Genomic DNA, 13412 nt, shown 5'->3' on the forward strand with positions numbered 1-13412 from the left:
TGCGGGCGGCACAGGTCACCGTTCGTACTGAGTAGCGGCACCGCCGCGTATCGAAGGCGCTCCGTCCGGTTGCGCTTGCACAATCCGCTGCGCCTTCGATACGGCCCTGCGGGCCTACTCAGGTCGAACGGTAGTTTGGCAATTCGAAACAAGCGTCAAAAACAAAGCCCGGATTTGCACTTCTGCAAATCCGGGCCTGAAGTATAGCGGCTAATCAGGAAACCGTTTCGGCGGACTGATTTTGCAGCAGGGCCAGCAGATGGGCGATTTCCTCGCGCATCTTGCGGCGGTCGACGATCATGTCGATGGCGCCCTTGGTGACCAGGAATTCAGCACGCTGGAAGCCTTCCGGCAGCTTCTCGCGCACCGTGTTCTCGATCACGCGCGGACCGGCAAAGCCGATCAGGGCCTTGGGTTCGGCCATCACCACGTCGCCCATGAAGGCGAAGGACGCCGAGACGCCGCCCATGGTCGGGTCGGTCAGCACGCTGATGAAGGGCAGCTTCTTTTCCGACAGCTTGGTCAGCATGGCGGTGGTCTTGGCCATCTGCATCAGCGACAGCAGGCCTTCCTGCATGCGCGCGCCACCCGTGGCGGTGATGCAGATGAAGGGGACCTTCTGTTCCAATGCCGCCTGGGCACCGCGCGCAAAGCGCTCGCCGACCACGGAGCCCATGGAACCGCCCATGAATTCGAACTCGAAGCAGGCGACCACGACCGGCAGGGTCATGATGGCACCGCCCATGACCACCATGGCGTCGGTTTCGCCGGTGGATTCCATGGCGTCCTTCAGGCGATCGGGGTACTTCTTGCTGTCCTTGAACTTCAGGGTATCGACCGGCAGGGCTTCCTGGCCGATCTCATAGCGGCCGCCTTCGTCGAGCAGGGCATCGAGACGAGCGCGGGCGCGGATGCGCATGTGGTGGCTGCACTTGGGGCAGACATGCAGGTTCGATTCCAGGTCGGTACGGTACAGCACGGCCTCGCAGGAGGGGCACTTGACCCACAAACCTTCCGGGATGGCTTTGCGGCTGGTGGAGCCGCGTTGAATCTGGGGTGGCAATAACTTCTCGAGCCAGCTCATAGAGACCTCATAGATGTTTCCGGTGGCGCGCATTGTACCAGAGCCCACCGGCGGCGGACGTAAAGCACGGTCATGCTTTCCGGCGAGCAAGTAAATTCACGCTGCCCGCTTGCGCCGTATCAAAAAACAAAGCCCCCGGACGCTGCCGGAGGCTCCTTATTGCGCTCCCCCCGCCCTGCCGGACCGGGGACGCTGCCGCTCAGGCGTCCAGCGCCTGGCGGATATCGGTGACGAAGGCTTGCACCGCTGCGCAGGCCTGGTCATGCGGGGTGTTTTCCAGTTCGGCAATGATGCGGCTGCCGATCACGACCGCATCGGCCACGCTGCCGACGGTGCGGGCGGTTGCGCCATCACGAATGCCGAAGCCCACCGCGATGGGCAGCTTCACGTGCTGGCGGATGGCGGCTATACGCTCGGCCACTTCGGCCGTGTCGATGTGGCCGGCACCGGTGACGCCCTTCAACGAAACGTAATAGCAGAAGCCGCTGCTGACGGCCGCCACCTGGCGGATACGTTCTTCCGAAGAGGTCGGGGCCAGCAGGAAGATCGGGTCCATGCCCTTGGCCTGCATCTTTTGGGAGAATTCTTCACATTCCTCGGGCGGATAGTCCACCACGATGGTGCCATCCACGCCCGCCTCGCTGGCCGCTGCGATGAAGGCATCGACGCCAAAGCGTTCGATGGGATTGGCATAACCCATCAGCACGATGGGCGTGTGGCTGTTGGTCTTGCGGAATTCACGCACGTAGCCCAGCACGTCGTGGGTGCTGATGCCGAATTTCAAGGCGCGTTCGCAGGCGCGCTGGATCACCGGTCCTTCGGCCATCGGGTCGGAGAACGGCACACCCAGTTCGAGGATGTCGACGCCGCCGGCCACCAGCGCGTGCAGCAGCGGTACGGTCAGCTCGGGGGCCGGGTCACCGGCCGTAATGAAGGTAATGAGCGCCTTGCGCTTCTGCTCGGCCAGTTGGGAGAAGGTGGTCTGGATTCTGGACATGATGATATGAAGTTTTTTGTCGAAACTGCCGATCGGCTCCACAGAGCCGGTCGGCACGTGCGGGCAGGCCGGGGATCAACCCTGATGCTGTTGCACGGTATGCATGTCCTTGTCCCCACGGCCGGACAGGTTGACCAGCACGATCTGATCCTTGGGCAAGGTGGCCGCCAGCTTGGCCGCATGGGCCAGGGCATGGCTGGACTCCAGCGCCGGGATGATGCCTTCGATGCGGCAGCAGTTATGGAAGGCTTCCAGCGCTTCTTCATCGGTGATGCAGGCGTAGCTGGCGCGGGCGCTGTCCTTCAGCCAAGCGTGTTCCGGACCCACGCCCGGATAATCCAGGCCGGCCGAGACCGAATGGGTCTCGATGATCTGGCCGTTGGCATCCTGCAGCAGGTAAGTGCGGTTGCCGTGCAGCACGCCGGGCGAGCCCAGGGTCAGCGAAGCCGAGTGACGGCCGGTGTCCAGGCCATCGCCGGCGGCTTCCACGCCGACCAGCTTGACATCCGGATAGTCGATGTAGGGATAGAAGATGCCCATGGCGTTGGAACCGCCACCGACGCAGGCCACCACATAATCCGGCTGGCGCGAGGCGATTTCCGGCATCTGCTGGATGCACTCGTTGCCAATCACCGACTGGAAGTCGCGCACCATCATCGGATAGGGGTGCGGACCGGCGACGGTACCGATGATGTAGAAGGTGGTCTCGACGTTGGTGACCCAGTCACGCATGGCTTCATTGAGCGCATCCTTCAAGGTCTTGGAGCCGGATTCCACGGGCACCACCTTGGCACCCAACAGGTTCATGCGATAGACGTTCTGCAGCTGGCGCTTCACGTCTTCGCTACCCATGTAGACGATGCATTCCATGCCGAAGCGCGCGCAGATGGTGGCGGTGGCCACACCGTGCTGGCCGGCGCCGGTCTCGGCGATGATGCGCTTCTTGCCCATGCGCTTGGCCAGCAAGGCCTGGCCGATCACGTTGTTGATCTTGTGGGCACCGGTGTGGTTCAGGTCTTCGCGCTTGAAGTAGATCTGCGCGCCACCGGCGATCTCGGACCAACGCTTGGCGTGATACACCGGGCTGGGGCGGCCGACGAAATGTTTCAGTTCGGTATGGAATTCGGCCAGGAACTGTTCATCGTGCTGATATTTCGCATAGGCATCGCGCAGCTCGTTCAAGGCCAGGGTCAGCGTCTCGGAGACGAAGCTGCCGCCGTAGGGGCCGAAGTGGCCACGGGCGTCGGGCAGGTTGTAATGGGCCGTCTGGTGCAGGGCGGCGGCGGGAATGGCTTGACGCTCGGCGAAACCGTCGAGGGGATTCAATTCTTTCATGGTGTTCCTCTGAAACTCTGTGGGGGTGTGCTACGCAGGGGTAGCATCCGCCAGACGCACGGCCTGGATGAAGGCCTCGATCCTGGCGGCATCCTTGATGCCCTTGGCGGCTTCGACGCCACTGCTGATGTCGACCGCGTAAGGGCGAACGCCAGCCACCGCCTCAGTGACGTTGTGTACGCTCAAGCCACCACTCAAAACGGCCCGAGGCGCGAGTTCTTTTGGAATGAGAGACCAATCGAAAACCTTTCCGCTGCCGCCATACTCCTCGACCAGGGTGTCGAGCAGCAGTCCGGTAAATAAGGGACTGGCGGAGCGATATGCCTGCTCGTATTCTAACAAATCTGCGGGCTGCGTCGAACTTCCTATTCTGGCCGCGCGTATGAAGGGTCTGACAACAGCTTCGGCGATGGCAGCGCACTGCTCGGGCGTCTCGTCACCGTGGAACTGCAGTACCGTCAGCGGTGCCTCAAGCAGCACCTCCTGCACCTCCTCCAGCGTCGGGTTGACGAACAGGCCGACGATGCTCACGAAGGGCGGGACTGCTGCAGCCAGGTCGCCGGCGCGCAGCGGCGTCACGTAGCGCGGACTCTTCGGATAGAACACCAGGCCCAGCGCATCGGCGCCAGCGGCCACGGTGGCACGGACATCTTCTTCACGGGTCAGGCCACAGATCTTGATGCGGGTACGAAAGCTCATGGAGATTGCCTCATGGGTGAAAACTTCTACTGGTCTGGCGGCTGACGGGCTTACAGCCAGGGCCAGGAACGGGCCTCCTGCGGCAGCGCCCAGCTATCCGGGTAGTCGACCCGCGCCAAGTACAAGCCATCGGGCATGAAGGTGGGCGCGGCGCGGCTGCGATCGCGCAGGGCCAGCACCTCCCCCATCCATTCCGGTCCGTGCTTGCCGCTGCCGACCACGATCAGCGAACCGACGATGTTGCGCACCATGTGGTGCAGGAAGGCATTGGCCTTGAGGGTGAAAACGATCATGTCGCCATGGCGGCGCACGGCGATGCTTTCCATCTTGCGCACCGGCGACTTGGCCTGGCACTCCACGGCGCGGAAGCTGGTGAAGTCATGTTCACCGATCAGGTATTGCGCGGCGCGGTGCATGCGGTCAGCGTCCAGCGGGCGGAAAGTCCAGCCAGCCTTGCCGGCCAGCAGCGGCGAGCGCACCGCGTGGTTGTAGAGCACGTAGTGATAAGTACGGGCGATGGCCGAAAAACGTGCATGGAAGCCGAACTGCGCAAGGCTCTCCGCCCCTTCCCGCTCGGCCCCGTGCAACTCGGCCGCCTGGGCCGCAGCGCTGGCGCCGGCGATGGCCGCGTCATCCACCCAGGGCAGTTCGCAAGCCCAGCGCACCGCGATCGTGGGCGGCAAAAACGCATTGGTGCCACGTACCCAGGAGAAGCTGTCGCGGGCAATGGCCGTGTCGAAATGCACGACCTGCTCCAGCGCATGCACGCCCGAATCGGTGCGGCCGGCGCAGGTGGTCGCAATCGGGGTCGTGCTGAAGCGCCGCAGGGCGGTTTCCAGCTGGTCCTGCACGGTCTGGCGGTGCGGCTGGGTCTGCCAGCCCTGCCAGCTGGCGCCGTCGTATTGCACGCCCAGCACCACACGGCGCAGGCCCTCGGACGGGGAAGAAAGTTCTGTCATGGATGTTCACTGCCTGCCGCAAGCGGCCGGGTTCCTGCGCAAGCCTGCAGAAAGCTTCATACAGCCCGCACACCACGGTCTGGCGGCACGATAAAAAACGAACGGGCAGCTCATGCGAGCTGCCCGCGAGATGAAGCTATTGTAATCGCTCCTGATGCCGGGATCAGCCCAGGGCGGCGATCATGGACTTGGCGCGCGCCACCTGGGCGTCGTTGCCGCCGCGCATCACTTCTTCCAGCAATTCGCGGGCGCCGTCCTTGTCGCCGATTTCTTCATAGGCGGCGGCCAGGTCCAGCTTGGTGGTCATTTCCTGCTCGAAGGCCGATTCCTCGTCCTCTTCCAGGATGTTGGCCGCCGACGGGGCCGGGGTGTCTTCTGGCAGGCTCAGGTCGAGGTCGGCCAGGGTCGTGCCAGCCGGCGCATCCTCCAGGCTGTCCAGCAGCATCGAGGCCGAGGCCGCGCCGCTGGAGGCCGGCAGGATGGGCTCGTCGGCATCCGGCTTGGCGCCATTTTCCAGATCCAGGTCGAAATCGATGTCCTTGCCCAAGTCCATGGTGGCCGCCGGCGCCGGCGTGGCTTCCGGCTGTACCTCGGCCGCCTTGAAGTCGGACAGGTCGAATTCCATGCCCGCGGCTTCTTCCGGCTCAGGCTCCGGCTCGGCCGGCGTGCCACCATACAGCGGATTGGTCGGATCGATGGTGAGGCCCAGCGCAGCTGCCTTGACCCAAGCTTCGTTGAGGCCACCGCTAAGGGCATGCAGGTTCAGCGCCACGCGGTTGAAATTGTCCACGTCGCCGCGCTTGGCATAAATCTCCAGCAGCTTGGCGTGCAGGGCCTGGCGCTCGGGCTGCGTCTGCAGGGCCAGCTTGAGGATGTCCTCGGCCTGTTCGTCGCGGCCATAGGCGATGTACATGTCGGCCTCGGCGATCGGGTCGACCGGCGGCTCTTCGACAGGTGCCGCCACCACCGGTGCCACGACCGCTTCGGCGGCGGGCTCAGGCTCGGCCACCGGAGCGGGCTCAGATTCAGGCTCGGGCTCGGGTGCAACGGCAGCCACCGCCGCCACGGGTTCAGGTGAAGGCGCAGGCTCAGGCTCGATGGCAGGTTCAGCCGGTCCGTCCTCGGACTTCTTCTTGCGGCGGCGCATGGCCAGCACGCCGCCACCGACTGCCAGCAGCGCGACCAGCACGCCCGCACCGGCCACGATGTAGGGATTTTCCTTGATCTTGTCGACGAAACCACCGGACTTGGCGGACTTGTCCGCCGGAGCCGCCGCAGTGGCCGGCGCAGCAACGGGAGCCGGGGCAGGCGCAGCGGCCGGCATCGGCTTGTCCTCGGGCTTGGTGTCGCCACCCTCGGCCGGCTTGTCGGCGGCAGGCGCGGCCGTTGCCGCCGCAGCAGCTGCCGGCTTGGCGGCCTCCGCCTCCTTCTGCTGCTGTGCGGTCAGGTCGGCGATGGTCTTGTTCTTCAGCTCCAGCAGTTTCTGGAGGTTGTCGACGTTCTTTTCCAGATCCTTGACGCGGTCATTGGCTTCGGCCAGCGCACGTTCGCTGGCCGCCTTGTCCTCGGCAGCGGCGCCCGCGTTGCCAGTCTTGCCACGGCCCTTGTTGGCGCGCGAGAGCTCCAGGCGGTCCCGTGCATCCTGGGTGCCGGAACGCTCCTCTACCCGCGCGGTGATCTTGCCCCCGCCGCTCTGGCGATTGCTGCCCGCCTTGCCGGCCGGTGCATTGGCGACCTGTCCTGCCAGCTTGTTGCGGTAAGCGTTGAAGTCCTGGGCCTGCGCAACGACCATGCCGCGCGCTTCGTCGCGGTCGACGGCGGCAGCCGTGGGCTGGTCGGGGATCGACAGGATCTTGCCCGCCCGCAGACGGTTGATGTTGTTGCCCTGGAATGCGTCCGGATTGGCGCGGTACAGCGCAATCAGCATCTGATCCAGCGAGACATTGGGCTGCTGGTTGCGGTTGGCAATGCTCCCCAGCGTATCACCGGGCTTGACGCGATAATCGGCGCTCTTGCCGCCACTGCCCGCGGCCGGGGCTGTTGCGGGGGCGGCCACGCTGCCGGAGGCGGCAGGACCGGCGGCCGGCGCGGTCGCCATGGCATCCGGGCTGGCCGAAGCCGGGGTATTTTCGGGGGCGGCCTGCTGGCGGCGGATCAGTTCTTCGGCCAGCGGCGAAGGAGCAGGACGCTGCACGATGCTGGTGGCCGGCTCTTCGCCGCTGACCGGGATCGACGCACTGGCCATCGGCGCAACTGCGGCAGGCGCAGCAGCCGGTGCAGGCGCTGCGGCGGGTGCAGCCGCAGCAGGTGCCGCCATCGCAGCTGCCGGCGCTTCGGCAGCCGCCGCAGGAGCTGCAGCAGGGGCCGGCGCAAGGGTGGCGGCCGGTGTGGCCGGTGTGGCCGGTGTGGCCGGTGACGCGGCCGCAGCCGCCGTGGCGGCCTGGGCATTGCCCGGTGTCAGCGGCGCGACCTGGGCGTTGCGCGGGGTCTTGCTGTCCGGAGGATCGAGCAGGAAAGTATATTCGCGCAACTGCCGCGCTTCGCCCGAACCCAGTTCCAGCAACAGGTCGACGAAGGGATCGCTGACCGGCTGGGACGAACTGATGCGGATGACATGACGTCCCTGCCGCTGCTCCAGCACGATGGACAGCGAACTCAACACCGGGTTGTAGTCCATGTTGGCGCGGCGGAAGGCTTCCGCCGGTGCCAGGCGCGCCGTAAGCTTGCCGGCCTCGTCGGCACCGACGGCGGTGACCTCGATCTCCGCGCGCAGCGGCTGGCCCAGCGACGAGAGCACGGTCAGCTTGCCCAGGGCCGCGGCCTGCGCCCCCAGCGGCAAGGCCATGGCCAGCGCGATGGCAGCGCTGAGTGTCTTCATCTGGGACAGGGGAAGCTTCTTGTTGGTATGTACAGGCATGTTTTGTTTGGCTTAGAGAAACGTTCCGCTTCAAACCCGTCACGCTGGCGTTCAACCCGGTGCTGGCCTGGGAATGCCGTACCACTCCGTGAATGGGGCAGATGCCGCGCGGCCTGCAACCCGGCCTGCGCCACTCCTTGTCCGTGCCGGCTTGCTGTTTTCACGGCTTTTCTTGCAGGCCAGCGGACGGAGCAGATCCATTTCATCAAATCCAGCAGGCGTCCGTCCGGGGCGCTGCCACATGTTGGCTTTCATGAAATGGATTGGCTTTTCAAATTAACATCAAGAACTTACACCCGCAAGTGTACTTACTTTCTCAAGATGAGAAAAACCCGCCAGCATCCACTCGCATGGACGCTGGCGGGCTATTGTTGCAGACTGACAACGCGAAAGGCAAGTCCTATTCGCATTGCAGCAACGCAGCGGGTGCAGTGACCGGGATGAATCCCGGCCGCCGACATCACTCCAGGTTGCCCAGGATGATGCGCAGCATGCGGCGCAGCGGCTCGGCCGCGCCCCACAGCAGCTGGTCGCCGATGACGAAGGCGGAGATGTATTCCGGCCCCTGGTTCAGCTTGCGCACGCGGCCCACGCCGATTTCCAGGCCGCCGGTGATGGACGCCGGGGTCAGTTCCTTGACCGTGACGGCGCGGTCATTGGGCACCCACTTCACCCACTGGTTGCCGGCACGGATGATGGACTCGATCTCGGCCAGGGGCAGGTCGCGCTTGAGCTTGATGGTCAGCGCCAGGCTATGGCAGCGCATCGCGCCGATACGCACGCACAGGCCGTCCACCGGGATGATCTGCTCGTTGCCCAGGATCTTGTTGACTTCAGCCTGGCCCTTCCACTCTTCCTTGGACTGGCCGTTTTCCAGCTGGGCGTCGATCCAGGGGATCAGGCCGCCAGCCAGCGGCGCGCCGAAGAATTCGGTCGGCACGTCTTCACGGATGGTCTTGGCAACCTTGCGGTCGATGTCCAGGATGGCCGAAGACGGGGTTGCCAGCTCATCGGCCACCGCCGCGTTGATGACGCCCATGCCCTTCAACAGCTCGCGCATGTGGTTGGCGCCGCCGCCGGAAGCGGCCTGGTAGGTCATGGAACTGACCCACTCGACCAGGCCTTCCTTGAACAGGCCGCCCACGCCCATCAGCAGGATGGAGTTGGTGCAGTTGCCGCCGATGTAGTTCTTCACGCCCTTGGCCAGCGCATCCTTGATGACGTTGTTGTTGACCGGATCCAGCACGATCACGGCGTCGTCCTTCATGCGCAGCGAGGAAGCGGCGTCGATCCAGTAGCCATCCCAGCCAGCGGCGCGCAGCTTGGGGAAGATCTCATTGGTGTAGTCGCCGCCCTGTGCGGTGATGATGATGTCGCATTTCTTCAGTTCTTCAATGCTGTTGGCGTCTTTCAGGGTCGTTGCCGTTTTGGCAAACGACGGCGCCTTGCCGCCCGCATTCGAAGTCGAGAAAAACACCGGTTCGATGTGATCGAAATCACCTTCATCCTGCATGCGTTGCATCAGGACCGAACCCACCATTCCACGCCAGCCAACCAAACCAACCAGTTTCATCATCTTTCCCTATTTAGAACTTCCATGGTGAACAAATCAGATTGAACCCATTTGCGCCGGACCATCCGGCATTTCAAGCGCCTGGCCGCACCGGTTGGGGCGCGGCCAGGCGACGTTGATCTCAGGCGAGGGCCTTGACCACGGCTTCACCCATCTGCTGGGTGTTGACCTTGGTGCAGCCTTCTTCATAAATATCGGCGGTGCGCAAACCTTGCGCAAGCACTTTCTTCACGGCGTTCTCGATGCGGTCGGCCTGCTCGGCACGGTTCAAGGAGAAGCGCAGCATCATCGCTGCCGACAGGATGGTCGCCAGCGGATTGGCGATGCCCTTGCCAGCGATGTCCGGGGCCGAGCCGTGTGAAGGTTCATACAGGCCCTTGTTGTTGGCATCCAGCGAGGCCGAGGGCAGCATGCCGATCGAACCGGTCAGCATGGCGGCGGCGTCCGAGAGGATGTCGCCGAACATGTTGCCGGTGACGATGACGTCGAAGTTCTTCGGTGCCTTCACCAGCTGCATGGCGGCGTTGTCCACGTACATGTGCGACAGCTCGACGTCCGGGTATTCCTTGCCGACTTCGGTGACGATGTCTTTCCAGAACTGGAAGGTTTCCAGCACGTTGGCCTTGTCCACGCTGCACAGGCGCTTGCCGCGCTTGGCGGCGGCCTGGAATGCGACGTGGGCGATGCGGCGGATTTCCGGTTCCGAATAGCGCATGGTATCAAAACCTTCACGTGCGCCCTTGAACGGACCGTCCGGCGCTTCGCGCATGCCGCGCGGCTGGCCGAAATAGATGTCGCCGTTCAGTTCGCGCACGATCAGGATGTCCAGGTTGGCCACCAGCTCGGGCTTCAGGGAAGAAGCACCGGTCAGTTCCGGATAGCAGATCGCCGGACGGAAGTTGGCGAACAGCTGCAGGTGCTTGCGCAGGCCAAGGATGGCTTGCTCGGGGCGCAGGGCGCGTTCCAGCTTGTCGTACTTCCAGTCGCCCACCGCACCGAAGAGAATGGCGTCGGCTTCCTTGGCCAGCTTCAGGGTGCCGTCCGGCAGCGGATGGCCGTGCGCTTCATAGCCAGCGCCGCCGACGGGGGCGGTTTCCATCTCGAACTTCTCGTCCAGGGCATTGAGCACGCGGACGGCTTCGTCGACGATCTCGGGACCGATGCCGTCACCCGGCAGGATAGCAATCTTCATGGTTTCTCTTTCTCAGTGTTTCCAGCCGTGCTGGAAGACGTTCTTGGAATAAGTAACGACAGTAACGACAAGGGCGGCCATCTGACCGCCCTTTGCTGTTGTCTCGACGATCCTCTTCAGATCGTGTTGCTCAGCCAGGGCTGTTCGTGCAGGTGTTTCTCTTCGTAGGCACGAATGGTGTCGGCTTTGCGTAGGGTCAGGCCAATGTCATCGAAACCGTTCAGCAGGCAGTACTTGCGGAATTCGCTGATGTCGAACGGATAGACTTCGCTGCCATTGGTGGTGCTGACGACCTGCTTTTCCAGGTCGATGACCAGGCGATAACCCGGGAAGGCCTTGACTTCATTGAACAGGTGATCGACCTGTTGTTCGGTCAGGACGATGGGCAGCAGGCCGTTCTTGTAGCAGTTGTTGAAGAAGATGTCGGCAAAGCTGGGCGCGATCACGGCGCGGAAGCCGTACTGGTCCAGCGCCCAGGGCGCATGTTCGCGCGAGGAGCCGCAGCCGAAGTTCTTGCGCGACAACAGGATGGACGAACCCTGATAACGCTCCTGGTTGAGCACGAAATCGGGATTGAGCGGACGCTTGCTGTTGTCCATGCCCGGCTCGCCATGGTCCAGGTAACGCCATTCGTCGAACAGGTTGGGGCCGAAGCCGCTGCGCTTGATCGACTTCAGGAATTGCTTGGGGATGATCGCATCGGTATCGACGTTGGCGCGATCCAGCGGCGCTACCAGTCCTTCATGCACGATAAATTTATTCATGAGCTTGACCTCGGGTCGGCGGGGCGATTGCTGATTGCTCTGCCCTGCCCTTCCTGTTTCCTGTTCAAAAACTGAAGCTGCGACACGCTGGCCGCAGCCTGTTGCACTGTCCTGCTTACTTCTTGCTGGCGTCCTGCATCTTCTCGCCAACCTTTTCGACATCCTTGCCGAAGCCGTTGACGGTATTGCAACCGGCCAGCGCACCCAGGGTGACGGCCAGCAGAACCAGAGCGGAGATTTTTTTCATGGTTGTATTCTCTCGAAAAGATTCACAAGCCCGTGCTTACAGAGAACGCACGTCCACGAAGTGACCGGCAATGCCAGCCGCCGCGGCCATGGCCGGGCTCACCAGGTGAGTACGGCCACCGGCGCCCTGGCGGCCTTCGAAATTGCGGTTCGAGGTCGAGGCGCAGCGCTCGCCCGGTTCCAGGCGGTCGGCATTCATGGCCAGGCACATGGAGCAGCCCGGTTCACGCCATTCGAAGCCGGCATCGCGGAAGATCTTGTCCAGACCTTCACGTTCTGCCTGTTCCTTCACCAGGCCCGAACCCGGCACCACCATCGCCAGCTTGACGTTGGAAGCGCGGAACTTGCCACGCACCACCTTGGCCGCTTCGCGCAGGTCTTCGATGCGGGAATTGGTACAGGAACCGATGAAGACCTTGTCGATGCGGATGTCTTCAATGGGGGTGTTGGGCTTGAGGGCCATGTAGGCCAAGGCCTTTTCCATGCCGTCGCGCTTGGTCGGGTCCTTTTCCTTGTCGGGATCGGGAACGCGGGCGTCGACTGCCACCACCATCTCGGGCGAGGTGCCCCAGGTGACTTGCGGCTTGATCTCGGCGGCGTTGAGCGTGACGACCAAGTCGAACTTGGCGCCCTGGTCCGAATGCAGGGTGCGCCAGTACGACACGGCGCGCTCCCAGTGCGGACCGGAGGGCGAGAAGGGACGGCCCTTCAGGTATTCCAGGGTGGTGTCGTCGAAGGCCACCATGCCGGCACGGGCACCCGCTTCGATGGCCATGTTGCAGACCGTCATGCGGCCTTCCATGGACAGCGAACGGATGGTCGACCCGGCGAATTCGATGGCGTAGCCGGTACCGCCTGCGGTACCGATCTTGCCGATCACGGCCAGCACGATGTCCTTGGCGGTGACGCCGGCCGGCAGCGCGCCGTCGACCTGCACCAGCATGGCCTTGGACTTGCGCGCCAGCAAAGTCTGCGTGGCCAGCACGTGTTCGACTTCGGAGGTGCCGATGCCATGGGCCAGCGCGGCAAACGCGCCGTGGGTGGAGGTGTGCGAGTCGCCGCAGACCACCGTCATGCCCGGCAGCGTGGCACCTTGCTCAGGGCCGATCACGTGCACGATGCCTTGACGCTTGTCGTTCATGCCGAAGTACGTCAGGCTGAATTCTTTTGCATTGCCATCCAGCGTTTCGACCTGCAGGCGCGAGATCGGGTCGGCGATGCCTTGGGCGCGGTCAGTGGTGGGGACGTTATGGTCCGCCACCATCAGGTTGGCCGAGTTCCGCCAGGGTTGGCGACCGGCTAGCTTGAGGCCTTCGAAGGCTTGCGGGCTGGTCACTTCATGGAGCAGGTGGCGGTCGATATACAGGATGGCGGTACCGTCATCTTCCGTATGAACGACGTGCGACTCCCAGAGTTTGTCGTAAAGCGTCTTGAGCATGTTGCGGTCCGGCGGAAACGAGAAAGGGATGCTGAACGGGAAAAATAGCGTTTGATTATGCCATAAAGCGACAGGTCTGACCTCCCTGCCGTGTTTTCCGCCGCGTCGCAGCAACAGGGAATAATGCTGCAAGGCAGCAGAAAAAGCGCAGAACTTGCGGCCGACATGAAAAAACCGGCATTTCTTCCGTGCAGGAAGCGATGCCGGT

The 13412-nt window shown here is 63.4% G+C and carries 11 protein-coding genes; all 11 read right to left on the minus strand.

What is annotated here, in order from left to right; translation table 11 throughout:
* Window positions 1-214: 214 nt before the first annotated feature.
* The 11 genes from accD to leuC all read right to left on the minus strand — a co-directional run bounded on the left by accD (window position 215) and on the right by leuC (window position 13204).
* Window positions 215-1084, minus strand: coding sequence for an acetyl-CoA carboxylase, carboxyltransferase subunit beta (gene accD, locus ACWFUC_RS22710; RefSeq protein WP_034331674.1), 870 nt, complete (start codon window positions 1082-1084; stop codon window positions 215-217).
* Between the two features lie 199 nt (window positions 1085-1283).
* Window positions 1284-2081 carry a tryptophan synthase subunit alpha gene (trpA, locus tag ACWFUC_RS22715; RefSeq protein WP_209534439.1) on the minus strand — a complete coding sequence of 266 codons (798 nt, stop codon included), beginning with the start codon at window positions 2079-2081 and terminating at the stop codon, window positions 1284-1286.
* Between the two features lie 75 nt (window positions 2082-2156).
* Window positions 2157-3416 carry a tryptophan synthase subunit beta gene (gene trpB / locus ACWFUC_RS22720; RefSeq protein ID WP_489623434.1) on the minus strand — a complete coding sequence of 420 codons (1260 nt, stop codon included), beginning with the start codon at window positions 3414-3416 and terminating at the stop codon, window positions 2157-2159.
* Between the two features lie 30 nt (window positions 3417-3446).
* A complete protein-coding gene (locus ACWFUC_RS22725) occupies window positions 3447-4115 on the minus strand; it encodes a phosphoribosylanthranilate isomerase (protein ID WP_489623435.1) in 669 nt (222 codons plus the stop codon).
* Window positions 4116-4165: 50 nt separating this feature from the next.
* A complete protein-coding gene (locus tag ACWFUC_RS22730; protein ID WP_489623436.1) occupies window positions 4166-5074 on the minus strand; it encodes a tRNA pseudouridine synthase A in 909 nt (302 codons plus the stop codon).
* Between the two features lie 163 nt (window positions 5075-5237).
* Window positions 5238-7952, minus strand: a complete 2715-nt coding sequence (locus ACWFUC_RS22735; protein ID WP_489637367.1) for a motility hub landmark protein FimV — start codon at window positions 7950-7952, stop codon at window positions 5238-5240.
* Between the two features lie 499 nt (window positions 7953-8451).
* The gene (gene asd / locus ACWFUC_RS22740) at window positions 8452-9564 is read right to left on the minus strand and encodes an aspartate-semialdehyde dehydrogenase (RefSeq protein ID WP_039784953.1); all 1113 of its coding nucleotides are present in this window, start codon (window positions 9562-9564) and stop codon (window positions 8452-8454) included.
* Window positions 9565-9685: 121 nt separating this feature from the next.
* Window positions 9686-10756 (minus strand): 3-isopropylmalate dehydrogenase, encoded by a 1071-nt coding sequence (gene leuB, locus ACWFUC_RS22745; RefSeq protein ID WP_017452965.1) that lies wholly within the window; start codon window positions 10754-10756, stop codon window positions 9686-9688.
* Window positions 10757-10872: 116 nt separating this feature from the next.
* Entirely contained in the window at window positions 10873-11520 is a 648-nt protein-coding gene (leuD, locus tag ACWFUC_RS22750; RefSeq protein ID WP_034333116.1) for a 3-isopropylmalate dehydratase small subunit, read from the minus strand.
* A 115-nt stretch (window positions 11521-11635) separates the two neighbouring features.
* Window positions 11636-11767, minus strand: a complete 132-nt coding sequence (locus tag ACWFUC_RS22755) for an entericidin A/B family lipoprotein (protein ID WP_008330868.1) — start codon at window positions 11765-11767, stop codon at window positions 11636-11638.
* Between the two features lie 36 nt (window positions 11768-11803).
* Window positions 11804-13204 carry a 3-isopropylmalate dehydratase large subunit gene (gene leuC, locus ACWFUC_RS22760; RefSeq protein ID WP_034333111.1) on the minus strand — a complete coding sequence of 467 codons (1401 nt, stop codon included), beginning with the start codon at window positions 13202-13204 and terminating at the stop codon, window positions 11804-11806.
* Between the last annotated feature and the right edge of the window lie 208 nt (window positions 13205-13412).

This window comes from Herbaspirillum sp. Her4, assembly GCF_057961335.1.